Here is a 25,102-nt window from a genome sequence, read left to right as displayed (position 1 = left end):
CCTTTGCTTTCAATAGTATAGTGTAAATCCATTCGACAAAAGTAACAAGAAAGTAACAAATTTCGCCGTCTCATTGTAACCGCCTAGTAACCCTTTTCAAGCATTTTTCTCTTACGATAAATATAGAACAAAACAGCCGGAGGAAAGGTGAAAAGCATGCGGAGAATGAAAAGACGATTAAAGAAAAGTGTGCGGGTGACATTCGCAGTGATGTCAGCCCTCTTCATCCTAGTATCGACCATTTGGGTGATGGATATAGGGGAAGCGAAAAGTAATGAAGGACAGGAAAACTTAGAAAAGGTAATGGCAAAAGAAACCGGAGAACAGCAGCCTGTCAAAAAGCAAACCGATGAAGTGAAAGAGAAATCGTCAGAGGAAAGCGGCGATCTTCCTGATCAAGAGGGTCAGGAAGATGAACCAGTCGATTCTGTAACGGTTGATGCGCCGCTTCCACAAGAGGAATCGACGGTTGATCAGCCTGGAGTGGATGCTTCATCCGAGGATAAACAAGCTCAGGAAGAACAAACCGTTCAAGATGAACAACAGTCCGTTTACCTCACATTTGATGACGGCCCGAATGAAAACACAGAAGGCATCCTGAACGTCCTCGAGCGCTACGATGCCAAGGCGACATTCTTTATGCTTGAGCCGAATATGAGAAGATTTAAAGATTCCGTAAAGGATATGGCGGCAGAAGGTCATGCAGTCGGCATGCACGGTGTGACCCATGATGCGGCGGCATTCTATCAATCTAGTCAATCGGTTGTGGGTGAAATGAAAAAGGGACAAGAGACCCTGGAGTCGATCACCGGAATTCACAGCAATCTGATCAGGGTCCCTTACGGATCGGTGCCGAATATGAAACCAAGCTACCGAAAAGCTGTTGATCAAGCAGGATTCCATATGTGGGACTGGAACATCGACAGTGAAGACTGGCGGCTCTTGAGCCAGGAATATGTTCCGAATGTGATGGAACAGATCAACGCGTTTCCTTATAAACATTCACCGAAAATCATTCTGCTTCATGAGAAAGATGTGACCCTTGAATATTTGGAAGAGCTTCTCATCGACTTGACCGAAAAGGGATACCGCATGAAGGCGCTGACAGACCAGATGGATCCAGTAACATTTTAACGAAAGAGGAGCTGTAAAGGATGAATAAGAAATGGAAAGTAGGCATCACCGTCCTGATTGGATTGGTGGTCTTATCAGGTGGACTTCTGTTCTTTGTTTTTTCAAAAGTGGGGGCGTTCTTCGATGAGACGTATGAGCCGATTGACGTTCCTGACGCAGGAGAAGAAGAGAAAGAACCTGCCCCAGACGATAAAATCCACATCCTGCTGATGGGAGTCGATGAACGGCCACATGATAAGGGAAGGCCGGATGTCATGATGGTAGTGGAAATTGATCCGAAGTCTGACAAAACCAAGGTCGTCAGCCTGCCCAGGGATACCAGAGTATCCATCACGGGACGTGATGAAAGCACCAAACTGAATCATACGTACACATATGGAGGGACCACCCTCACCGTACAGACCGTCCAACAGCTATTGGACATCAACATTGACTACTATGCGAAAGTAAATATGAACGGATTTGAAGAAGTCATAGAAGAAGTCGGTGAACTGACCATTGATAATGAATTGGACTTCACGTTTGATGGATACCACTTTGCACAAGGAGAATTGACGTTATCTCCGGACGAAGCACTCGCTTATGTCCGAATGAGAAAACAGGACCCCATGGGCGATGAGGGCCGGAACGAACGGCAGCGGAAAGTGATCAAGGCATCCGTCGAGAAGCTACTGAAACAGAACAATTACGGCAAAATCCTTGAGATGCTCGATACGGTCTCTCCCTATCTCCAATGGAATATACAAGAGAAGGACTTAAAGGAGTTATACATCCATTACTCACACGCCATGAAACAGATGGAATCGTCGGAACTGCCGGGTGAAGGAAGGCTTGCAGAAGATGGATTATGGTATTTCATTGCTGATCATCCGGAGGAGATATTTGCGGACTGAACTAAATTAAACAAAAAAGTAAGAGCATTGAAAACACTTCAATGCTCTTATTGCTGTTCACGCATATCCTTTTCAGGAGATCCCTACATCTTTATTTGTCTTTCCAGTTGGTATTGAGTGAATGGGTAAGGAGTTTAATGGAACAATCAAAGGGAAAGGGGCATTCCCTTTAAAGAAAATATTCATTAGTGTAGCCGTCCCGAGTTTAACTGAGTAATTGATTCATTAAGTTTAGTTATGTTAGGGTCATCGGACTGTAAATCAGCTAAATGGTATTGTTGTTTTAAATGAATGATTCTTTTAACACTTTCATTGATTCGGTTTTCCGAAATTTCTCCGCTGCGTACAGCTTCCTTTAAAGAATTAATCGCCTCAATTGCATTGTTCTCATCATGAGCCACTAATATAAGATCACAACCAGCTTTGACCGATTGTACTGAAGCTTTGCCAATGCCGTAATGGTCTGTTATGGCTTTCATCGTCATGTCGTCCGTTATGACGGCTCCGTTGTAATCCATATTCTTTCTTAGAAGATCTGTAATAATACTTTTGGACATGGAGGCAGGGTAGGAACGATCCAATTTAGGTAGTAAAATATGCGCAACCATCACTAAATCGGCTTCATTTTTGATCGCTTGTTGAAACGGTAAAAGCTCCAGTTCTTCAAGGGTGTCAAGGTCTTTATTCACAACAGGCAGCTCTAAATGGGAATCAACATCTGTATCTCCATGTCCGGGGAAATGCTTTACAGTGGATATAATCCCCTGGGATTGAATACCTTCCATCGTTTGAATGCCCAAATGACTGACGATTTCAGGGTCACTTGAATAAGACCTATCCCCGATCACGGGATTATTTGGGTTGCTATTTACATCAAGTACTGGCGCAAAATCCAGGTTGAATCCAAATTCTTTTAATTCTCTTCCAAGAAGGACTCCTTCTTCATAAGAGTACCCCGGTGAGTTGAATTTCCCTATCTCTTCATTGGAAGGGAAGTTAATCAGTCCTCCAGGCAGTCTTGTCACTCTTCCACCTTCTTGATCAGTGCTTAAAAAGAGGGGGAAAGGATTATTGTTATTTGCTGACTTCATTCTATTAAGGAACTGAACGGTTTGAGGGGCATCGGTCATATTATTTGAGAAAAAAATGAATCCCCCGATTTTATACTTTTGAATTAAATCTTTGGTGGATTGACTAAATGTGGTACCGCTGACACCCGCTATGACCATTTGGCCAATTTTGTCCTCTAAGCTCATTTGAGAAAGGATTTTGGATGCACCTTTATCTACGACGTGAATTCCACCTTCTTGGTCTATATTAGATTTATCCAGGGCAAGGACAGCGATATGATCCACTTTGGGATTGGTATTATCCGTCGTTGCTTTTGGGAATATCCATTTTAGTTGATACAGTGAATTGACGTTATAAATCAGAATAATTTGATCATGTGTCTTATCTTGATAGTATTTTACTTCATCTGGATCTCCGCTAAATCCTTTAACCTGATTTAGGTGGATTTCTTGTATACCAGGGTCAAATGATCTCACATCATATACGGTGTTTTCTGAGACTCCAACTGTCACTCCATGGTGTATGAAATCATGGTAGCTGTCATTCTGTATTTGAACCGAATGATCAGGATTCCCCCACATCTCTGTTACCTCTTCCATTCTAGTTTGACCTGAGACGATAGGTACATTAGGAACCCTTCCTTCCTTTGCACTTGAAATTACATTATGAATGGATTCCTTTTGCGTAGAGGGAATATCAGCAGGTTGAACGGTTTGATCTGATGAAGTGATGCCGGTTTGGGTTTTGTTATCACTGGATTGACCGGGGTTCAGGTGTTTATTAAATACTATAAAGCTTAATAACGTTAAAGACATTACGAGGAAAATAATGAAAAAAGTTCTCTTTATCATGCTTAGGTTCCTTTCTATTCAGTCTCTTGTTGATGCCGCTTACATTTCCTTTAACAAACTTAACATTTCGTGAAGCGAAATAAAAGGCTTTCCTGTTATGCAATCATTTCATAATTAGTCTTTCCTTCCCATTCTCGCTAATCACGATCTTTAGTTAAAAGCTGCTTCATTCCTGCTCATTCATCTTTCAATCCTCATAATTTTGAATAAACCGGAGAGATGTACACCATCATAACAGTACATCATCAATACGCCTTTAGGGAGTCGCTCTATGTTCAAAGAAGACATGATAGATAAAAGTATGCTCATTCATCACACGACCTATGAACAACTCATTGATTCTGCGAAAAAGTCAAAAGACTTCGTGGAGAGCAAAAGAGAAGTAAGCACATGTGACATTATCATTCAGTATTTCACTACGTTAATCGACCACGACACGATGCAGAGATCGTTGCTTACGCCTTTAAGTAATGTTGACCCCAATATGGTGATTAGATCATTACGCGATATTGAAGCCTGCATTCCCATAGAGGGGATTACGATTACCGGTGAAGTGAAAGAGATTGAAGACAAATTATATAACGGGTTCGTAGTGTTATCCCTTGGAAACGAAAAAAGTGAATATATGTTGTTAAACATGAGCAACTCCCAAGCGGGATTAAGGCAATTTAATGAATCAGAAAATGAGTTCAGTGTGATTGGACCTAAGATGGGCTTTGTAGAAAGTTTAGATATTAACATGTATTTATTGCGCCGGAAAATTAAATCCCCTGCATTGGTGATTGAAGAATTATCTATGGGATCCATGTCCAAAACCAAGGTCATCATTGCCTATTTAGATGGGATAACGAGTGACAAGCATATTAATAGCATGAGACAGAGATTATCGGATGTGGATTTTGATATTGTGTGGGATACAACGGCGCTGGAGCAGATCATCAGTGATCAATCTAATTCTCCTTTTCCATTATTCTTATCAACCGAACGAATCGACAGAGTGGCTTATGCACTAGTTAGCGGCCAGGTAGCTGTTATGTCAGATGGATCACCCTATGTGATGTCCGGTCCTTCTACATTACTGGATTTCTTTATTTCACCTGAGGATTACTACTATAACTGGGTACTGGGCTCTTTTTTTCGATTGGTACGATTGATGGGAGTATTCTTCTCTATCTTTTCTTCTTCTTTATACGTTTCGGTCATGACCTATCATTATGAGGTTATACCTATGGAGTTATTAGAACCATTGTTGGAATCAAGAGCCAATGTTCCCTTTCCGCCTTTCATGGAAGTGATCTTTCTAGAGATTACGATTGAATTATTAAGAGAGGCCGGGGCACGTCTCCCTACTAAAGTGGGCCAGACATTGGGTATTGTAGGGGGGATCGTAATAGGCCAAGCAGCCGTATCTGCAGCATTAACCAGTAATGTCTTATTAATTATTGTTGCTTTATCTGCTCTGGCTTCTTTTACCACACCTATCGTGACGATGTCGAATACGATTCGATTATTAAGGTTCCCATTTATCTTGATGGCTTCTTTTTTAGGAGGACTGGGGATTATGATTGGATTTGTTTGTCTCTTATGTCACCTGTTTAACTTGAAATCGTTAGGTACCCCATATGTTGTGCCTCTTTACCCATTTAGAAAAGAGTCCTTTGCTGATAGCTTTGTTCGCTTACCATTTAGATTGATTAATAAAAGACCTCTCTATCTTGATACGAAACAGCGATTGAAATTTAATCCAGGAAAGGAGAAGAGAGGGCGAGGGGAATTGACGGATGAATAAGAGATCTCTATATTTATTTTTACTATTTCCTGTTTTTCTCACTGGATGCATTGAACAGAAAGTTGTAGATGAAATAGGTATCATTCATAACGTTGGATTTGACTACGAAGATGGAGGGTTGTTGGAAACTGCAGTGCTTCCAGAATATACGGATACAGACCGGACAAACTTGATAAGCGCAGAGGAACACAGCCCCATTCAACTTAAATCAAGCTTAAGTAAAGCCTCGCAATATGATATTCAATATGGTCAGATAAGGGTTCTAGTGTTAGGAAAGGAATTAAGTGAAAAAGGTATTACTGAAATCATCGAATCCATTTGTAAAGAACCTTCATTAGGAAACGTGAGAATTGCTACCGCAAACGAACGTGCAGCAGACATTCTGAAGGCAACCGTTTCTCTCCGTCCCCTTTACCTTATGGAATTGGTGGATAATGGTGTATTAAGGGAGGGGGTGCCTGACACCTCACTACACACACTGTTAGATCAATTCTATGGACAGGGGCTTGACGTATATATTCCTAATTTAAAGGTGGATTCCTCTGGAATACTTAAAATCGACGGGCTCAGCATCTTCAAAGGAGATAAGTTAAAGCTAGCGATATCAAACCAAGAAATGTATTTATTCAAGCTTATGAATGAAAAAAACAAGAAAGGTACATATGAATTCACATTAGAAAAAGAGGGGAAGGAACAAATAATTGGAATTGAATCGTTATACGGAAAACATGACATCGTACTTAAAAGAAAGAATGAGGGAGTGGTTGCCACCATCAATCTTAAGTTGGATTTAGAATTAAATGGATTACCGACCTGGATGGATATAAAGAAAGGGGAAGATAGGGAATATCTGAAGAATTATATAGAACGTACCTATTCTAAAGAAATTCATGAGTTGTTGACCAAGTTCCAGACAAACCAAGTGGATCCCCTCGGATTGGGCATCATCTTCCGTGCAGGTGAAAAAGGGTGGTCTGAACATGATTTCTATCAAAACGTCTATCCTGATATGAAGTTCAAAGTGAATACGGATGTTATTATCCGTCAAAGTGGGGCTGGTAAGTCTTGAGCAAGCTAGTAAAAGATCAATACCTTGTTTCTTCCTTTTTTACTTTTTTCTTAATACACTCATCCCAAATTGGTGCAGGTATACTTGGATTTCAAACCTATATCAGCAAGGATGCAAGACAAGATGCCTGGATTCCTCTGCTCGTAGCGGGAGGGACGATCCATCTTATTATCTGGCTGTTATATAAGACGCTGGATGAGGAACATATTGATTTGATTGCCATCCATCACTATTGTTTCGGAAAAATCATTGGCAATCTTTTTTCCATTTTTGTCATGATTTTTTTTCTGTTTGAGACGCTCACTGTGTTCCGGACGTATATCGAAATCATTCAAGTATGGGTATACCCTTACGTGAAGACCTGGCAACTAGGCATTATTTTTGCCTTGGTGATGTACTATTTCGTCTCCAGTGGTTTCAGAGTATTGACCGGCTTCAGTTTTTGGGGAGTCATTTTGCCGTCCATTCTTTTGATCACGCTTTATTTTCCTCTTCAACATGCAAAGCCTTTGTATCTGTTTCCTATGTTTGAACATTCCATGAAAGATCTATTTCTTTCGTTTAAAGCTTCGACCTACTTATTTTTAGGGTTTGAATGGATTCTACTGTACTACCCATTTATCAAAGACCGCGAAAGAAGCAGTAAGTATGCACACTTTGGAAATCTGTATTCAACGATTCTCTATCTTATCGCCGCTTTGGTTTCCTTTGTTTATTTCAATCAAGAAGTGTTACAGGAAATACCATGGGCTACGCTTCAAATGGTTAAAATTGTTATGTTTCCCTTCATTGAACGATTTGAATATATTTTTATTTTCCTTTGGCTCCTGGTTATCATTTCTCCCCTATGTATATCAATATGGTCATGTACGAGAATAGTAAAGAGAATCACCCCGGTTCACCCTAAAGTGATTCTGATTACTCTTCTATGTATTGTCTTGGTATCCGCAAGCGGGATAAAAGATTGGGATGAGGTAGAAATGTTGGGGGGGATTACCTCTGCGACAGGATTTTATTTCATTTACCTGTATATCCCCTTATTATTTTTAATCAAACAATTAAAGAAGGGGGTAAGTAGAGCCAGATGAGGGATAATGTATGTAAAAATAGGAAACGGTATGTGTATAGTAAAATCTCTTTAGAAAGGACCCGTTGCATGGAGAAAAAGATGTTGAACAGTCTGCAAATGCTGTGTATCGTTTCATTGCCACTGTTATTTAAAGGCTCCAAGATGAAAGAAAATGTATTGATTTTTTTTGCAAAAGGGCTTTTGGCCCTTCTTGTTGACGCCTATGTAGTAGGAACGAAGCGAATCGAGTATCCCATTAGACCTTTCCCAAAAATCTTCAAAACCAATATCATTTACGATGTATTGTTCTTTCCACTATTAAGTGTCATTTGGGTCAGAACCACTTATAACGACCGTTTAATAAAAATGGTACTGAAAAGTTGTATATTCAGTGTACCAATGAGCTGTGCTCAATGGTATTTAGAAAGGAACACTAAACTATTCAAGTGGAAAAAATGGTCTCCCCTACACACATTTGTAAGCGTCAATTTCACCTTGTTTACAGTCAGGGGACTCGTAGGACTGTTGAAGCTACTTGATAAAAAGAAGAAAGAAACAACCAGTGAACGTTAACCTCACCTCACTTCTTAAGGGTTATGTATGCGAATTACATACTTATGATCAAAAAAAGAGGCCGCCAAGTAGCACATTCTACTTAGGGGCCTCTCTTTCATTTATTCGCTCTCTTCCTTCTTCAATTCAAAATATTTATCCATCACCCGTTTGGAAATGACTTTATTGATGTAAGGATCATGTTCCTGATGGGACCATGGGACGACGGTCGAGAAGGCGATTTCCGGATTGTTGAATGGTGCGTATCCGATAAGGGTCGTGTTATAGGTTGGCTTCGCACTTTCCATGTCCGGTCCTTTGTAAAATGCCTCTGCTGTTCCTGATTTCCCGGCTGCATTGTACGGTGCATCTTTAAACAGATTGGCCGTACCTTCTGGACCGTGAAAGACCCGGTAGAATCCTTTCTGAACGTGTTCGATCTCTTCCCGTGATGCATCGATCCGGTTCAGTACCTCTGGTTCCTGCTTGTACACGACACTGCCTAACCGGTGTGACTGGTTGGAAGGTTCACGTACTTCTTTCAACAGATGGGGCTGAACGCGTTTTCCTCCGTTGGCGATACTGGATACGTATTGAGCCAGCTGCATCGGTGTGTAGGTGTCGTATTGTCCGATGGCAAAGTCGAGGAGCAGTCCCGGATGTTCAGCGGTTCCCTGATATCCAGGAGACTCCCCGGGAAGATCGATTCCCGTTGGCACACCAAGTCCCATCTGGGCGAAATGCTCCCTGAAGGTACGGAAGGCGTCACCTTTCAGCTCAATCGGTGCGTGAGGGACGTAGCGGTTACCGGCAATACGGAGAGCCACTTTCCACATATACGCGTTAGAGGATTTCTCCAGGGCATAGAGATCACTGATCGGACCCGTTTGATTACCCCATACGTTGAACCAGGACGTTTTCTTCGGCGTTCCTTTAATATAGAGGGGTTCATCCACAATCCTTTCCCCTGGTTCGATATGATCCGTCATATAACCGGTCAGGAGGGTGGCGCCTTTGACAACGGAGCCCGATTCATAGGACGTCGTGTATGTCCCTAATGAATAATCTTCGAATTCGATTTCCCCGTTCGGATGGATTTCCTTCACTTTCTGGCCGACCATCGCTTCGATTTCCCCTGTGTGAGGATCCATCATGACGACAAAGGCACGGTCCAGATAAGGAGATCCTTTTGTACCGATGTGTTTCGACAGTTCTTCCTGGACGATTTTCTCGATCGCTTTTTGCAATTCGACATCAATGCCGAGTACGAGATCTTTCCCGCTCTGACCCTGCTGGATGACCTTTGTACCAACGACCTGGCCGTCTTGTATGATGTTTTTTACCTTCTTTTTCTGACCGTTCAACAGGTCTTCATACTTTAATTCCAGGTAGCTTGTTCCAACCCGGTCATTTCGGTTATACCCTTCTGCCAGATATTCCTGGAGCAGATCTTTCGGGATCCCTTCCCTGGTCGACGACACGTCTCCAAGCACGGAACGGAGACTGTGGTCAAGGGGATATGACCTGGTCCAATCCGTAGTCACGTTCACCCCGGGCAGTTGATCGAGATGTGCGCTCACCTGTGCATATTCCGTGATGGTCACCCCTTTATTCTTCACGGTTTGAGGGGATAGGGCGTACCCTTTGGAAATAGTTTGGTAGATGGCGAGTATTTCATATTCTTCTTCTGAAAAAGAAGACCATTCCTTTTCACTGATGCGTTCTAGCTTCAGTTGATAAATCTTCTGATCGGCTTCTTTGGTTGAGAGAGCCTTCTCTCCCTGAATGCGTTTGATTTCTGACGCGGAGACCTTCTTCTCTGCCTTGGAAGGATTCATCAGGATCCAGAAATCCTTTTTATCCCGTGTGGTGAGTGAATCGGTCTCGACGTCAATCATGTCTGCGAGCTTCCTCGCCACCTTCAGCAATTCCTTCTGAGTGGAATCCGACGTCCGGGTGTAAGTGATGGCCCTCTGTGGTTTATTATCGACAATCAGCTTCCCGTTGCGGTCATATATGCTTCCCCGCGGCACGGGTGAATCCACCGTCAGGCTTTCCTTCTTCTCCACCGCCTTCTCATAAGACTGTCCATTCGCAATCTGAACCATCCCGAGCCTGACAATCAGCATGCTGAATAAGAGAAACACTGTGACAAAGAGAATCTTCATGCGCTTAGGCAGGACCATTTTTCTGGTTCGCTGTGTTCTGTTTTTTTCTTTCATATCATCACCATTTATTAGATTTGACTTCATTACAATTAAAACAAAGCCATGACAAAAACCCAAGAGATAAGAAAAATCTTTCACGAAATCGTTTCATTCAACCCTTATTCTAAAAAACTTCCCATCCTGTACACAGATTGTTAATAGTTTCGTAACATTTACCTTCTAAGATGAAATCAACAGCAAAGTTCAACAGGCAAAATCAATCGAGGAGGAAATAACATGTTTGAACATAACAATCAAAATGAAGAAATGAATCATACGGAAACAAACGATACAGACGTCACACCAAAAGAAGAGGTGCAGCGGACGCAGAAGCAGAAGAAGCCGTTTAAAGGAAGAGGCTTCCTGAATACCGTGGGCGCAGGGATCATCGGTTCGGTCCTGACGCTGACGGTGCTGCCTCAAACGGACTACTATCAGAACATCGCTCAGCCACGCGTCGAGCAGTCGGCAGACAACGGACAGACGAACAATTCGGGGAATTCAGGGATCACCCCAACGTCGGTTTCAACCAATGCCGGCGGAGATGTAGCGAATATTGTGGAGGATGCCTCTGAATCGATCGTCGGAATCGTCAACTATCAGAGTCAAAGCCGAATGGGAGCGGCAGAGGCCACTCCGGCAGGAACAGGTTCCGGCGTTCTTTTTAAAAAAGAAGGGGACAGTGCTTTCATCATTACGAACAACCATGTGATTGAAGGTGCGTCGAAGATTGAGGTCTCTCTCTATGATGGAGAAAAGACCGAGGGCGAGCTGATCGGAGCGGACCCCCTGACGGATCTTGCTGTCGTGAAGATTGACGGTAAATATGCAGACAACCTGTTGGAAGTCGGTGACTCCAGTGCCCTGCGCGCCGGTGAACAGGTCATCGCCATCGGGAACCCCCTTGGACTTGACCTTTCACGGACGGTGACACAGGGAATTGTCAGCGCCGTCGACCGGACGATTCCTGTTCAGACATCTGAAGGGGAGTCTGAACTCAACGTCATCCAGACCGACGCCGCCATCAACCCTGGTAACAGTGGTGGAGCGCTCCTGAATTCCAAGGGTGAACTGGTCGGGATCAACAGCGCGAAGATTTCAAACTCCGGTGTTGAAGGACTCGGGTTCGCGATTCCAAGCAAGGACTTCATGCCGATCGTCAGCGAAATCATTAAAACAGGGAAGGTAGAACGTCCCTATATCGGAATCGGGATGAAGAACCTCTCTGATATTCCACGTTCGTACTTACCGAATCTGCCTCAATCCGTTGAATCGGGTGTAGTCGTTGCCAACATCGACCCGACATCTGCAGCAGCGGACGCAGGTATCAAAGAAGGCGATGCGATCACCGAGATGAACGGAAAGTCTGTCGGAAGTGTCGCCGATCTGAGAAGGCAGCTGTACGGTGACCTGAAAGTCGGGGACAAAATCGACCTGACCGTCTACCGTGACGGCAAAAAGATGACGGTGAGCCTGAAGCTTACCAGTAATGCGATGATGAATGGGTAAGGGTTAGGTGGAGGTGGTGCCTGGTACAAAGTGAGTGAAAAGTACCAGGCACCAAACGAATGGAATGTACCAGGTACAAACAGTGTGAGTTGTAACCCAAACTGTACCAGGCACACACAGTACGAACTGTACCAGGGACAAACAGTAAAAAATATACCTGGCACCAAAACACCAGCCAAATAAATGAACAAAAAAGGAGTACGGGTTAGTGACTAAGAAAAAACAATCAATCACATTATGGAGCCTCATTGGAGGGGTCGTCCTCATCGGATCGCTGCTTGCGGTGTTTGGATTTTCGAAAGAAGATGCAGTCGCCAAAGTGGGAAGCGAGACCATCAGTAAAGAGGATCTTTATACGACGCTTGTGGATCAGTACGGGGATGGCGCCCTGGACACATTGATTGCCGAGAAGATCGTGAAGCTTGAGAGTGAGAAGAAAGATCTCACGGTGAAGGATAGTGAGATCAAGAAAGAATTGGAGAAGATCAAAGGACAGTATGACAGTGAAGAGGCATTCAATGAGGCACTCGCTTCAAGCGGGTCGGACCTCGATAGTGTCAAAGAAAATATCAAGACGTACTTGTTGACGGAGAAGTTGCTGAAGGATCGGATCAAGATCACGGATGACCAGATCAAGGAATACTTTGAAGCGAATAAGGATACGTTCGCCCAGGAAGAGCAGGTTGAGGCCAGTCATATCCTCGTGGACGATGAAAAAACGGCACAAGAAGTGAAGAAGAAACTCGATGAGGGCGGAGATTTTGCCGAGCTTGCGAAAGAATATTCCACGGATACCTCGAATGCCGAGTCAGGCGGAGAGCTTGGTTATTTTGGCAAAGGGGAAATGGTGGCAGAGTTTGATGATAAGGCGTTTTCTATGAAGAAGGGTGAAATCAGTGACCCGGTCAAGACGGAATTCGGCTATCACATCATCAAGGTGACGGGCAAGAAAGAAGCGAAAGAGGCTGTTCTTGCCGATCATAAAGATGAAATCAAAGATATCCTGTTTGATCAGGCGCTTCAGACGGAGTATGGCACGTGGCTTAGTGAGAAGAAAAAAGAGTATAAGATCGAAAATACATTGAAAGATTCATAAACCGGTCATGGTTTGTTCATGATTTGGCCATAATTTCTGGAAATAATGATAGAGCAGCTGCAACTTATAAAAAGGAGGACATCAAATGAAGAATAAGAGAGCACTGGCACTTGCAGGTGTATTAGCAATCGGGATCGCTGGATCACTTCCGGCATTCGCTGCTGAAGAGGAGGCAGGAAAAACAAATGACTCGGCAGTTGTCAGCAAAAAGACGGAAGGGTTATTTGGCGGCCATCACAGAGGGCCCGGGAAGTTCCACTTGAACGAAGATCAGCTGAAGAAAAAAGCCGATGAACTTGGAATCGACACCACCGATAAGGACACACGTGAACTCGCCAAAGAAATCATGGTTGCCGAACTTGAGAAAAGAGCGGAAGCATTGGGAATCGATACCGATGGGAAAAACCCCCGTGCTGTCATGGATGAAATCCGCCAGGCGGAGCTGAACAAGAAAGCGAAGGAACTCGGAATCGCAACGGATGGAAAAGACCAGGAGAAATTGGCTCAAGAAGTGAGAGAAGCCCTGGTGAAACAACAAGCCAAAGAACTTGGAGTCGAGACCGAGGGCAAGGATTTGAACGCACTGGCTGTTGAAGTCAGACAAGCAGCCCTTACGAAACAGGCGAATGACCTTGGCATTGAGACAGAGGGAAAAGATCATCATGATTTGCAGCAGGAAGTATTCGAGGCATCCATCCAGAAAGCCGCCAAAGAATTAGGCATTGAAACGGAAGGCAAAACGCCGAAGCAACTGATGAAAGAAATCATGACGGAACATGCCGAGGAAGCGAAGAAACTGGATTTCTTCCCTTTCAATAAGGAAGAGGGATTATTTTTCCTTATGGGTGGTAAGAGGGATCACGGTCCCGGGCAAGGAAAAGGGCCTCATGAAGCTCCTCAGAGTGATCAATCGATGGACAAATCTCAAAGTGAATCATTATAAGAACGGAAATCCCCGCCATATGAGCGGGGGTTTTTCAATTGCAGGATATTAATAGAAGGAATTGGTCAAAACGACTATAATTTAGATAGAGAGAAATCAAGAAGGGATGCGGGGGTGTCTGTCCCCGTGGCTCGGAAAGGAGCGATGGTCATGAACGTGTTGGTCGTAGAAGACAATCAAAGCGTCACAAGCATGCTTGAGATGTTTTTTTCAAAAGAAGATATAAAGGGTGAGTTTGTCCATGACGGAGCGGAAGGGTATCGTCGATATCAGGAAGGCAAGTGGGATCTTGTTATCCTTGACTGGATGCTGCCCGGGATGGACGGCGTGACGATTTGCCGGAAGATCAGGGAGGAAGGGTCGCAGGTTCCGGTCATCATGCTGACGGCGAAGGACAGTGAGTCCGATCAGGTACTCGGTCTGGAACTCGGTGCCGATGATTATGTGACGAAGCCTTTTTCACCTCTTGCCCTGATGGCGAGGATCCGGGCGGTGACCCGTCGCTACCAGGGTCAAGGGGAAAAGAAAAGTACGGGGACTCAGGATGTTGACACGTCCGATTTCCGGATCAGCAAGGAAACCCGTGAAGTTTTCCTGAAAGGCGTACCCCTTACGAATTTGACGCCGAAAGAGTTTGAACTTCTGTATTATCTTTCAAAGCATCCCCGTCAGGTGTTCTCGAGGGAGCAGCTTTTGGAACGGGTATGGGGCTATGATTTCTACGGGGATGAGCGGACGGTGGATGTGCATATCAAGCGGCTCCGGAACAAGATCGGAAGCAAGGACAAGCCTTACCTTCATACAGTATGGGGAGTAGGATATAAATTCGATGAGGCGGCGGCAGGGGATGAAGTTTAGGTATCTGTATCAGCTGCTGCTCAGTCATACAAGTGTCCTCATCATTGCCTTCGTAATCCTCGGCCTCCTGTTTTCCCATTATGTCGAAAACCTGGTGTATGAAAATAAGGTGACGGAGCTCCGGACGTACGGGGATAAGATTTTATCGGATCTTGAGAGGCCAAGTCCGAGACGTCCTCTTTATTTGGACGAATACAGTAACCTGCTTCATGCCCGGAATATTGATGTGATCACATTCAATCGTCAGGGGGAAGTATCTTTTTCAAGTGGAGGGGTCTATCCGCGTATCGAGCTCTCGAAAGAAGAATGGCAACAAATCGAGAGCGGTGAAACCGTGCCTTTGAAAAAAGATTTCGGACGCTTTGACCAGGCAGTATCCCTTGTCATCATGCCCCGGGTGGTCAATGAACAGCTGACGGGGGGACTGATCCTGATTTCCCCGATCAGCGGTTCAAGGGAGATGTTGAGTGAGATCAATCATTATTTGCTGTACATCGTCTTGCTGGCACTCGCCATCTCTGTGCTCGTCAGCTTATTCTTATCGAAGCTCCATGTGAAACGGATCCAGCGGATGAGGGATGCCACGTCAAAGGTATCGTCGGGAGATTACGATGTACATGTCCCAAGTTCCAACTTCGATGAAATCGGAGATCTTGCCGAAGACTTTAACGAAATGGTGACGAAACTCCGGGCATCGAAAGAGGAAATCGACGCCCTGGAAAACAGGAGACGACAGTTCATGGCGGATGTGTCCCACGAGCTGAGGACCCCGCTGACGACGATCCGCGGAGTTATCGAAGGGATCCGAAACGACATGATCCCCGAGGAACAGAAAGAGAAAAGCTTCGGACTTGTCAGTCAGGAAACGAAGCGGCTCATCCGCCTCGTGAATGAAAATCTGGATTATGAAAAAATCCGTTCCAATCAGGTGGTCCTCTCGAAAGTGACCCTGCCGTTACTCGATATTTTCGAAGTCATCAAGGATCAGCTCGATCTGCAGGCAGAAGAAAAAGGGAACACCATCACGGTTCTTGCCGATACGGATGCAGAGGTTCATGCCGACTATGACCGCCTCGTCCAAATCCTGATCAACATCACAAAAAACAGCATCCAGTTCACCACCGGCGGAACGATCACGTTGAGGGGATCTTCTTCAGGAAACGAAACGGTCATTGAAATCCAAGACAACGGAATCGGCATGGACCCCGAGGAAATCAAGTCCATTTGGCGCCGTTTTTATAAAGCGGACCTGTCCCGGACGAATAATCCATACGGTGAATTCGGCATCGGACTCTCCATCGTGAAGCAATTGGTCCTCATGCACGAAGGATCGATTGATGTATTCAGTGAGAAGGGTGATGGGACGAAGTTCGTGATCCGGCTACCGCTTTGACGGGAGAAAGGCACGGGGACAGGCACCTTCGCATTTTGAGAGGAGGCATCTGTCCCTTATTTTTCATCGGCCCACTACGGCTTGATCCCAAGGTATCTTTCAATGCGCTCGACCCTTTCCAGCAGTCGCTGCATTTTTCGATTCAACTGGGAATAGTGTGCTTCGATCATGTGCACATGGGTATCATACCCTCCTGTATACTGTCTGTGATGAAGATAGCACCTGGTATCAGGTGGATAGACAAAGTGATTCCCGGGTTTTCGGTAATGGAACATACAGTCACTCTCCCATTTCATTGGTACGTTCGGACGTACAGATACTATATGCTCTTATCTGTCCATTCGTTCACTGGAGAAATGATCTTTATAAAGGTCGATGAACAGGGTCCCATTGCTGTTGATCACGGCATAATAAATGTCATTCAATGTGATTCCTCTCTTTTTCGCTTCGGATTCCAGCCATTGTAACGTGTAGGGAGGGGTCAGATTATTTGAAATCGGCTTTCCCTCCATCATTAATTCGATGGGAATGGAAGCAGAGGGGGAAGGGTCCATCTTCATGTCTGCCTTGGTGAGTGGAAGGAAACGGTTTTTCTTTTTGATGGACAGAACCCCGCTCACTTCTAACAGGGCATATTCCACCTCGTTAATGTCAAACACACCAAGTTCCCGGAGATGCTGATTCAAGTCATCCATCGTAAACTTTAATTTCTTCATATTCTCTTCTAAAATTTTGCCCTCTTCCATCAGAATCGTGGGACGGCCTGTTAACCATTTTCTCAAAAGCCGGTTTTTCGAGGACAGGATCAACAGTAGATAAAATAATAGGACCAGTACTAAAAAAGAAATGAAAATATGGGAAAAATCAAGCTCCGTATCAAATCCCATATTGGCAATGCAGGAACCAACTGTGATCGACAGGGCGAAGCTGTAATGATTTTTGTGTGAGTTGATATGTTTGCCGATGGCTAATGCGACAATGACCAACAATAGAAAACTGATCACCGTTCTTCCGATTGGTATTAAGACTCCATCCATAGGGTATCTCCTTATTCAAAGCATTCATTTTCATTATGGACAAAGGATGAAGAAAGAAGACGAATGAAAGATTCCAGTCAAATAAAAATAAAACACAATTCGTTCATATGGGTTATAATAGAACGAAAGTATGATTTTTTTCAATCTTTTAAAATTACTGAAAGTAGGGAAGCCATACCGATGAATCATTCTGATTTATTGACCGGTCTACTTATTAATCTCCTTGCCATATTGATCATGATTTTACTGATAAGCTTTCATTATCTTTCCCGAAATAAAGTACATAAGCTTCACATTAAGCCCTTGTCGATCTATCTGGCCAGTTCGCTGCTTCTCTTGCTCAGTCTTGGGTTAAGTGTCCGATTGGAAGATGGATTTGTGTATGATCTGCGCTTCATTCCTTTTCTACTCGGGGGAATCTATGGAGGGAACCGTGTCCTGCCCTGGCTCGCTCTTACAATGATTGCAGTCCGTGCCCCCATGATGGGCCCTGGATTATGGGTGACCGTGGTGATGGCGGTTCTCTTTACATTACTCATTCTGTATATACGTCCGAGAATGGGGGGGAAAACCTGGTTGACGAGGGTGTACTGGTATACGCTCTTTGCATTCGGGTACTCTGTCCTTTCATTATGGATCCCGGCCGTGATCTTTCACTTCACGTATGATCACACGTTCCTGATTTATTCTGCCGTCCTCAGCGGGGCGACGTTCTTCGTCTTTTATCTGTGTGAAATCATCAGGACTATCTATATTCTTCAGCTTGAAGCAATCAAATACGAGAAGATGCAGGTGGTCAGTCACCTGGCGGCAAGCATGAGTCACGAAGTGCGCAATCCGCTCACCACGGTGAAGGGGTTCCTTCAGCTGATCCATGAAGATCCAACCAACGTCAGCACGAATAGTGAGCTGTCGAAGGTCGCCGTCAGGGAAATCGACCGGGCGACAGAAGTGATCAATCAATACTTGGACTTTGCCCGTCCACACCCTGAACTTGAGGTTGAAGTGGAAATCCGGGATGAAATGAATCGTTCCCAGGAAATCATCATGCCTCTGGCCGTGAAAAAAGGAATCATCCTGAAGGTCAACATTTTACACCATCACTCCATCAAGGGGGATCCCAACAAGCTCCAACAGATTCTCATCAACATCATGAAAAATGGTCTTGAAGCAATGGAAACGGGAGGGACACTCCGGATCTTCAGCTATCAGGAAAACGAAAAGGTATTCATTGTCATCAACGATACGGGAATCGGCATGACCAAAGAACAACTCATGCGCCTCGGAGAACCATACTTCTCCATGAAAGGCAAAAATGGGACAGGACTCGGCATGATGACCGCCTACCAACTCACAGAAGGCATGAAAGGCAACATCAATGTCCAAAGCAAGCCCGGCAAAGGAACCTCCGTCATCCTCTCCTTCCCCATCTACAAAGAAGAAGGAGGAGAAGGAACCCTTCCAAACCCGGCCCACCCAACAAAGGTCCGCCCCTCACTGTGAGAGGGACGGACCTTATTTTTTGAAGGGCGAGGGACGGACCTCTGTTTTCAGCTCATTTTTGGGGTGGAATCCATTGGATAAGGGGTTTGGAAGGGATTTTTAGAGGTCCGTCCCTCTCATCTTGAAACTTTTTACATGTCGGACCGTATAGATATGTAAGAGACATTCAGGAAGGGTTGAATTAAGATGGATGGTATTTTCTTGATTATTATAGTAGCGGCAATCGGTTGTGCCATCGTGGGGACGGTCTTTCTAGCTAATAAAGCACTCGGTCACTATATGCACAACCGCAAAGGGATTGACCAGCAGTCAGCGACCGTCATTTGTCCGCATTGCGGAGCGAAGAATAAGCGTCAGGTGAATGGGCAGCATTGCAAGGAGTGTTATGAGGCGTTTTAGTGGTGAGAAGTTGGAGCAAATGATACCCCGACCTTCTGACAGTTCTATCAGTTTGTGTTCGGGGACATAGCAAGAAAAGAAATGATGCTGTAATGAGAATTCTTTTAACCCTGTTGGGGAACTATCAGCGGCCATAGCTGCTAACGCCAGAAAAGATACGGAAGAAGTGAAAACGATGATAGATGAACTAAAAAAACAGCTTAATGATGCGACAGAAGAGGAAGTGAAATCCCTTTTATTCCACATGCTTTATCGGTTGAACATGAATGAGGGTCCGGATTCGCAAAAAATTCATGATGTAAAGAAGATGTCTGACAATTTCCAAGAATATAAAAAGTTACAATCAAAAGCGAAGAAAGAGACATTTGAGGTCACCCACATCCTATTTGGTGATTCAGCATCCGGCAGTTTAAAAATGGTTGTAAATGAAAGAGAGCAGGTGCTCTCTTTCCAAGACGTCTTTTCCACCGGTCCGGTTTGGCAATTGCATGAAGAAGAAGGGATTGACCGGCGATTCAAGTGGCTGGAAAACCATATACTCTTTGAATGGGATGAATGGGAAGAATATCGTCATCGATTCAATGAGACGATGATAGCAATGAATGAAATCCCAAGCCACATCCCAATCATGATTTGGGCTGGAGAGAATGCGCACGAACAAGTAGCCCTGCGCTATGTCCTTTATCAATTAAGAACGAAGCTGAACCCGATCGTTCTTGTCAACACGACTTATGAGGATAGGCTGCACACAGGAGAACTGTCATCAGAAATACTTCGAGGATTCTATGACAAGGAACATGAGCCTTTGGGCAGGGAGGAACGAAAAACATATGAAAAAGAGTGGTTGGAGTTGTCTTCGACAAGGGAAGTGCTGAGAATATGGGAGAAGGGAAGCATCAAAAGTGTCCCGGAAGATCATTTTGATAAGTACATCATCCGTGCAGCAGAGTCATTACATAATGAACAGGAGTGCCACGGGTTCATGAAATCCGCCCGGCTCATTGGGGAAGTGATTGGACATACAGAAAACTATATCGGGGACGGTTTTATCGAGTATAGAGTGAGACATCTGGTGATGAGTGGTGTCTTCCAACTATATGGAGTTCCGAAAGGGATGAGGTTTTACAGTGTAAAACTGAATGAAAGGGGCGCAGATGCACGCCCACCATCATAGGTCTAATTACGCAGTTTATCCAGTTTTGTTGATATGGACCGAAGAATTTCGTTTTTTTCTTTCTGGATCTTCAAGAATTTCAAGAGGAACCAGATGATAAATACAATCGGAGCCAAATAAAATAAAAGCGTTAAAAGCGGAAATATACTAAACAAAATATTATTAGACATAGAAGTTCTCCTTTCAAATTCTGGATAATTATAACATATATAAAAAGGAGGAAATGTATGAGTGTTACCACCGATTCTTTTGTCACCCTTTCCATTTTGTGGGGGATCCCCACTGCGTTGGTTCTTAGAGGATACTTGAAAATGAATGACGAAGAAAGGAAATCAGCGAAGCAAGACTTCAAATCCAAAGGATTCATCATGACGATGGGGTTTATGTTGATCGGTGCTTTCCTTTCACATGTAGGAATGGTATTTAATGTTTTGATCATAAAAGGAATTGGGATGACGCTGTTCACTCTGGGGGCAATCATTTCTGCCGTTGATATGTGGAAAGTTGGTAAAGTAAGGAGCGTGTTTCTGATTTTCCTTACCACTGTTGTCATTTGTGCCTGGTTGATGTGATGAATAAGAAATGGTGATCGATCATCTTAGACACTATAGTTGGAATTATGTTCGTTCTTATTATTTTAGGATTATGCTTTTCGGTTATGTACTGGGGTGGAAATTCTTTATGGAAAAAGTCTAAAAAGGCAAAACAAAACGGAAACGAAGAAATAAGAAGAGAAATAGAAGAATTAAAACAGCGGGTGGAGCTTCTTGAAAAGAACTGACCCATGTAATAGAAAGGAGAGCTCACACATGATCTGGTTATTTATCCTGATTCCAATCATTCTCGTCGCAGGCATGGCGATCTATTTTGAGAAAAAGTCAGGTATGACGCCCCCTGACCTGACAGACCACGCCATGAAGATTAATGAAGCGGATAAGAATAACAATGTGAACAAAAACTCAGGAGGCTCTTAAATAATGGTCAGCGGCAATACGTCCTGGCTATTCTCCGTTGAGGGACGGACCTCAATTTTCTGCCTGTTTTAATGGTGAAACCCGATAGAATCGGGTTTTGCATTGAAATTTAAGAGGTCCGTCCCTCTCGCCGAACGGCGGTTTCTTCTGTAGAATAAACAGAAAGACAAATAGAAGGAAGTGAGCCGATTGATCAAGTACGAATGTCTTCATCATGTGAGTTTGAATGTAACGGATCTCGAGCAGGCAAAAGCGTTTTACGGGAACATCCTGTGTTTAAAGGAAATCCCACGTCCGGATTTCGGTTTTCCGGGTGCCTGGTATGACATAGAGGGCCAGCAGCTTCATCTGATCGCGGACGCGTCTTCCCAGACGATCCGGAAAGACAAGCATCTATCCAGCCGTGAAGGCCATTTTGCCTTCAGAGTGGAGAACTACCATGCCACGCTTCAATGGTTAAAGGAAAAAGATGTGGAAATCTTAGAGAAACCCCATTCCAAAAGTGGCTTTGCCCAGATTTTCTGTGCAGATCCGGATGGGAATCTGATTGAATTGAATGTGGATCAAAAAGAGTTGTAAATGAATCAACAGGAGCATTTCCTTTACTTGGAAGGAAGCTCTTGTTGGTTCTTTTTTTACTTGATGATTTTCCCCTTTTCCCTTCATCTCAAATTTGCCAGTCTTTTCAGCGAATGTTCTTCCCCCCTTTTTCAAATACTGAATAAATAGCAAATCAATCCAAAAGGGTGGTTTAGTTGAAAGAACAATGCAAGAGCACGACGAAGATTAGTAATTGGTGTGTGGTGAGCATGGCATCGATTCCATTAGTGATGACATTGGGGAACTCCATGCTGATTCCTGTACTGCCGGTTTTTGAGAAAGAGGTTGGGATCACTTCTTTTCAGACCAGTATGATTATTACAAGTTACTCGATTGCGTCGATCTTTCTGATTCCAGTGGCTGGTTATTTATCCGATCGCTTCGGCAGGAAGGTGGTCATCCTGCCAAGCTTGCTGATTGCATTAATAGGCGGGTTGGTCGCAGGGTTTGCCTCATGGAAAATGGACGATCCCTTTACCTGGATCATTATCGGCCGTGTCCTTCAGGGGATCGGTGCTGCCGGGGCGGCACCGATCATCTTGCCCCTGGTCGGTGATTTGTATAAGGATGATGATGAAAAGACGAGTTCATGTCTTGGTTTGATTGAGACGTCCAACACATTCGGCAAGGTGCTGAGTCCCATATTAGGGGCTTTGTTTGCTGCGTATTTATGGTATCTTCCGTTCTTCTCTATTTCTGTATTCAGTCTCATTTCGATTGTTCTTGTTCTCTTTTTCATTAAAGTTCCCAAGAAGAAGGAAGAACCCGTGGCCCTGTCCGCCTTCATCCAGAGTACGAAAAAGATCTTCAAGCAGGAGGGAAAATGGATCTTTACTGTCTTTCTCGTCGGAATCTACATTATGCTCGTCCTGTTTGCCATCTTGTTTTTCTTGTCTGATTCATTGGAGAAAATCCATGGACTGTATGGGGTGAAAAAAGGATTTGTTCTCGCCATCCCCCTACTCGCTCTATGCATTTCTTCCTTTATTACAGGCAGGAAGATCAAGGGGGAGCTGAAGGTCATGAAAGTGATCATGACGATAAGTTTGATTCTGATGAGTGTCAGCGTTTCATTGATCGGATTTGTTGATCAGCGACTGGTTCTTCTCCTTGCTGTCTCAAGCTTCCTCGGTCTCTCGATTGGTGCCCTCTTACCGACGATGGACGCGTTGATCACTGAAAACATCGAGAAAGAAGAGAGGGGAACGATTTCCTCTTTCTATAGTTCATCCCGGTTCATCGGGGTGGCTGCCGGTCCGCCCTTGATGGCGGTATTGATGAAATCCCTCCTGAATGTAAGCCTTATTGGGGCGGGTGTTCTTGGTCTATTGATGTTTCTGCTTGTGTTAATTTTTATCAAGCCTGAAAAATCCGGTTCAACGGCAAAAGGAGGTAAACAATGAAGCATTTGGATAGCGATTTTTCCGATTCACATCTCCCTTTCTACAGTGTGAACAGTGGGAAGGGGAAGGAAGTACGAAATGATCTCTATTATTGGACAAACCAGATCGTAAATGTCTGTTTTTACGGGATTCCGGGAAGCAGGGAGTGGGTGCTGATTGATTGTGGGATGCCTCATTCTAAGCAGAAGATTATGGAGGCGGCAGAAGAACGGTTCGGTCATTCCGGTAACCCCCTGGCGATTGTGTTGACCCATGGCCATTTCGATCATGTCGGTTCGCTTGAGCCGCTTTTGGAGGAATGGGATGTACCTGTGTATGCACATGAATTGGAAATCCCTTATCTTAATGGGACAAAGGACTATCCAAAAGGAGATCCAACGGTGGATGGGGGATTGGTGAGCGAGTTGTCCCCATTGTATCCACATCACGGTATTGATGTTTCTGACAAACTTCAAGTCCTTCCGGCAAATGGCGGGGTCCCCTTTATGGAAGGATGGAAATGGATCCATACACCGGGACATACGCCGGGACACGTATCCCTGTACCGGGAGTCGGATGGATTATTGATTGTCGGGGACGCTTTTGTGACAGTGAAGCAAGAGTCCCAGTACAAGGTAGTGTTTCAAAAGAAACAAATCAGTGGGCCGCCGAAGTATTTCACGATGGATTGGAAAGCGGCCAGGGATTCGGTGGTGACCTTATCCAATCTTAATCCGAAGGCAGCAATCACTGGTCATGGAGAAGTGATGGAGGGAAAAGAGCTGGAAGAATCTTTGCGGTACTTACTCGACCATTTTGACGAAATAGCTCTTCCTGCTAACCGCAGGCTCCATTAACTCAATTGTCTGGATAATGTTGTACGAGTGGGGAAAAATAACAGACAAATACCTTTTCCCTCTTCAGCTGAAGAGGGATTTTTAACGGGTGAAAGGGAGGGATTGGAATGGATTTGGATTGGATTTGGAAAGCTATTCTCATTGTACTGGCAGGAACCTTATTGCTAAGGGTCGCTGGAAGAAAGTCGATCTCTCAGATGACGCTTGCGCAGACGGTGATAATGATCGGAATTGGATCATTACTCATTCAGCCGGTGGCCGGTAAAAATATTTGGACCACGATCGTTGTCGGATTGACTCTTGTCCTGACCCTCATCGTCATCGAATACCTTCAGGTGAAATCAGATCGAGTCGAACAGTTCATCACTGGAAGGTCAAAGATTCTGATGGAAAATGGCGTCATCGATGAGAAGAACTTTAAAAAGTTACGGATGACGGTGGATCAACTTGAAATGAAACTGCGGCAGCAGGGAGTAAGTCAACTGTCGGATGTCAAATGGGCGACCCTTGAGCCGAATGGACAAGTGGGCGTGGAGTTGATGCCAAATGCGAAGCCGGTCACGATGAAAGAGTTTGCACAGCTCCAATCAGAAGTACAGAGACTGATCAATATGCTTCAGGTTCCACAGACTGCCGCAAGACCACTCAGTCAAAATAGGGGAGGCGAGGATATCTTTAAAGAAATCAAGCAGAATTCTTCCGTCAATCCTCCCCCAAAACATCTTCAGTAAAGGAGGAAAAC

The 25,102-nt window shown here is 44.4% G+C and carries 24 protein-coding genes; 20 read left to right on the top strand and 4 right to left on the bottom strand.

Annotated features, from left to right (window positions below; all coding sequences use genetic code 11):
• Window positions 1-156: 156 nt before the first annotated feature.
• Both NQ095_RS06495 and NQ095_RS06490 read left to right on the top strand, forming a co-directional pair.
• Window positions 157-1,134 (top strand): polysaccharide deacetylase family protein, encoded by a 978-nt coding sequence (locus NQ095_RS06495; protein WP_258262667.1) that lies wholly within the window; start codon window positions 157-159, stop codon window positions 1,132-1,134.
• A 20-nt stretch (window positions 1,135-1,154) separates the two neighbouring features.
• Entirely contained in the window at window positions 1,155-2,027 is an 873-nt protein-coding gene (locus tag NQ095_RS06490) for an LCP family glycopolymer transferase (protein WP_258262666.1), read from the top strand.
• Between the two features lie 185 nt (window positions 2,028-2,212).
• On the opposite strand, the gene nagZ is transcribed toward NQ095_RS06490, so the two are convergent.
• Window positions 2,213-3,913 carry a beta-N-acetylhexosaminidase gene (nagZ, locus tag NQ095_RS06485; protein WP_258262665.1) on the bottom strand — a complete coding sequence of 567 codons (1,701 nt, stop codon included), beginning with the start codon at window positions 3,911-3,913 and terminating at the stop codon, window positions 2,213-2,215.
• 307 nt (window positions 3,914-4,220) lie between these two features.
• On the opposite strand from nagZ, the gene NQ095_RS06480 reads away from it, so the two are divergent.
• The 4 genes from NQ095_RS06480 (at window position 4,221) to NQ095_RS06465 (ending at window position 8,449) form a co-directional block, all read left to right on the top strand.
• On the top strand, window positions 4,221-5,738 hold the full coding sequence (locus NQ095_RS06480; protein WP_258262664.1) for a spore germination protein: 1,518 nt from the start codon (window positions 4,221-4,223) through the stop codon (window positions 5,736-5,738).
• A complete protein-coding gene (locus NQ095_RS06475) occupies window positions 5,731-6,807 on the top strand; it encodes a Ger(x)C family spore germination protein (RefSeq protein ID WP_258262663.1) in 1,077 nt (358 codons plus the stop codon). The genes NQ095_RS06480 and NQ095_RS06475 overlap by 8 nt, the downstream gene beginning before the upstream one ends.
• On the top strand, window positions 6,804-7,895 hold the full coding sequence (locus NQ095_RS06470) for a GerAB/ArcD/ProY family transporter (RefSeq protein WP_258262661.1): 1,092 nt from the start codon (window positions 6,804-6,806) through the stop codon (window positions 7,893-7,895). The genes NQ095_RS06475 and NQ095_RS06470 overlap by 4 nt, the downstream gene beginning before the upstream one ends.
• A 68-nt stretch (window positions 7,896-7,963) precedes the next feature.
• On the top strand, window positions 7,964-8,449 hold the full coding sequence (locus NQ095_RS06465; protein ID WP_258262660.1) for a CBO0543 family protein: 486 nt from the start codon (window positions 7,964-7,966) through the stop codon (window positions 8,447-8,449).
• 101 nt (window positions 8,450-8,550) lie between these two features.
• Here the strand turns inward: NQ095_RS06465 and NQ095_RS06460 are convergent, their stop codons facing one another.
• Window positions 8,551-10,680 carry a peptidoglycan D,D-transpeptidase FtsI family protein gene (locus NQ095_RS06460; protein ID WP_258262659.1) on the bottom strand — a complete coding sequence of 710 codons (2,130 nt, stop codon included), beginning with the start codon at window positions 10,678-10,680 and terminating at the stop codon, window positions 8,551-8,553.
• Between the two features lie 192 nt (window positions 10,681-10,872).
• Between NQ095_RS06460 and NQ095_RS06455 the strand changes: the two genes are divergently transcribed.
• The 5 genes from NQ095_RS06455 to NQ095_RS06435 all read left to right on the top strand — a co-directional run bounded on the left by NQ095_RS06455 (window position 10,873) and on the right by NQ095_RS06435 (window position 16,434).
• The gene (locus NQ095_RS06455) at window positions 10,873-12,144 is read left to right on the top strand and encodes a S1C family serine protease (RefSeq protein WP_258262658.1); all 1,272 of its coding nucleotides are present in this window, start codon (window positions 10,873-10,875) and stop codon (window positions 12,142-12,144) included.
• Window positions 12,145-12,352: 208 nt separating this feature from the next.
• Window positions 12,353-13,240 (top strand): peptidylprolyl isomerase, encoded by an 888-nt coding sequence (locus NQ095_RS06450; RefSeq protein WP_258262657.1) that lies wholly within the window; start codon window positions 12,353-12,355, stop codon window positions 13,238-13,240.
• Window positions 13,241-13,325: 85 nt separating this feature from the next.
• Complete coding sequence (locus tag NQ095_RS06445) at window positions 13,326-14,183, top strand: hypothetical protein (RefSeq protein WP_258262656.1); 858 nt, start codon at window positions 13,326-13,328, stop codon at window positions 14,181-14,183.
• Between the two features lie 150 nt (window positions 14,184-14,333).
• The gene (locus tag NQ095_RS06440) at window positions 14,334-15,041 is read left to right on the top strand and encodes a response regulator transcription factor (protein WP_258262839.1); all 708 of its coding nucleotides are present in this window, start codon (window positions 14,334-14,336) and stop codon (window positions 15,039-15,041) included.
• A complete protein-coding gene (locus tag NQ095_RS06435; RefSeq protein ID WP_258262655.1) occupies window positions 15,031-16,434 on the top strand; it encodes a sensor histidine kinase in 1,404 nt (467 codons plus the stop codon). Before NQ095_RS06440 ends, NQ095_RS06435 begins: the two co-directional genes overlap by 11 nt.
• A 74-nt stretch (window positions 16,435-16,508) precedes the next feature.
• Here the strand turns inward: NQ095_RS06435 and NQ095_RS06430 are convergent, their stop codons facing one another.
• Window positions 16,509-16,709, bottom strand: a complete 201-nt coding sequence (locus NQ095_RS06430; RefSeq protein ID WP_258262654.1) for a hypothetical protein — start codon at window positions 16,707-16,709, stop codon at window positions 16,509-16,511.
• A gap of 54 nt (window positions 16,710-16,763) precedes the next feature.
• Window positions 16,764-17,471, bottom strand: a complete 708-nt coding sequence (locus NQ095_RS06425) for a DUF421 domain-containing protein (RefSeq protein WP_258262653.1) — start codon at window positions 17,469-17,471, stop codon at window positions 16,764-16,766.
• A 180-nt stretch (window positions 17,472-17,651) separates the two neighbouring features.
• Here NQ095_RS06425 and NQ095_RS06420 point away from each other — a divergent pair, with 180 nt between their 5' ends.
• The 9 genes from NQ095_RS06420 to NQ095_RS06380 all read left to right on the top strand — a co-directional run bounded on the left by NQ095_RS06420 (window position 17,652) and on the right by NQ095_RS06380 (window position 25,091).
• Window positions 17,652-18,974: a HAMP domain-containing histidine kinase gene (locus NQ095_RS06420; protein WP_258262652.1), complete on the top strand. Its 1,323-nt coding sequence runs from the start codon at window positions 17,652-17,654 to the stop codon at window positions 18,972-18,974.
• 186 nt (window positions 18,975-19,160) lie between these two features.
• Window positions 19,161-19,373, top strand: a complete 213-nt coding sequence (locus tag NQ095_RS06415) for a hypothetical protein (protein WP_258262651.1) — start codon at window positions 19,161-19,163, stop codon at window positions 19,371-19,373.
• A 175-nt stretch (window positions 19,374-19,548) separates the two neighbouring features.
• Window positions 19,549-20,547 (top strand): DUF1835 domain-containing protein, encoded by a 999-nt coding sequence (locus tag NQ095_RS06410; RefSeq protein ID WP_258262650.1) that lies wholly within the window; start codon window positions 19,549-19,551, stop codon window positions 20,545-20,547.
• A 227-nt stretch (window positions 20,548-20,774) separates the two neighbouring features.
• Complete coding sequence (locus NQ095_RS06405; protein ID WP_258262649.1) at window positions 20,775-21,119, top strand: hypothetical protein; 345 nt, start codon at window positions 20,775-20,777, stop codon at window positions 21,117-21,119.
• Between the two features lie 237 nt (window positions 21,120-21,356).
• Window positions 21,357-21,521 carry a hypothetical protein gene (locus NQ095_RS06400; protein ID WP_258262648.1) on the top strand — a complete coding sequence of 55 codons (165 nt, stop codon included), beginning with the start codon at window positions 21,357-21,359 and terminating at the stop codon, window positions 21,519-21,521.
• 189 nt (window positions 21,522-21,710) lie between these two features.
• Window positions 21,711-22,100 (top strand): VOC family protein, encoded by a 390-nt coding sequence (locus NQ095_RS06395; protein ID WP_258262647.1) that lies wholly within the window; start codon window positions 21,711-21,713, stop codon window positions 22,098-22,100.
• Window positions 22,101-22,330: 230 nt separating this feature from the next.
• Window positions 22,331-23,524, top strand: coding sequence for an MFS transporter (locus tag NQ095_RS06390; protein WP_258262838.1), 1,194 nt, complete (start codon window positions 22,331-22,333; stop codon window positions 23,522-23,524).
• Window positions 23,521-24,360 (top strand): MBL fold metallo-hydrolase, encoded by an 840-nt coding sequence (locus NQ095_RS06385; protein WP_258262646.1) that lies wholly within the window; start codon window positions 23,521-23,523, stop codon window positions 24,358-24,360. Before NQ095_RS06390 ends, NQ095_RS06385 begins: the two co-directional genes overlap by 4 nt.
• 107 nt (window positions 24,361-24,467) lie before the next feature.
• A complete protein-coding gene (locus NQ095_RS06380; RefSeq protein ID WP_258262645.1) occupies window positions 24,468-25,091 on the top strand; it encodes a DUF421 domain-containing protein in 624 nt (207 codons plus the stop codon).
• The last annotated feature ends 11 nt before the right edge of the window (window positions 25,092-25,102 follow it).

Source organism: Rossellomorea sp. SC111, from assembly GCF_024733565.1.
Taxonomy (GTDB): domain Bacteria; phylum Bacillota; class Bacilli; order Bacillales; family Bacillaceae_B; genus Rossellomorea.
Note: the sequence above shows the minus strand (reverse complement) of the source record. Positions and strands in the feature narration are given on the sequence as shown.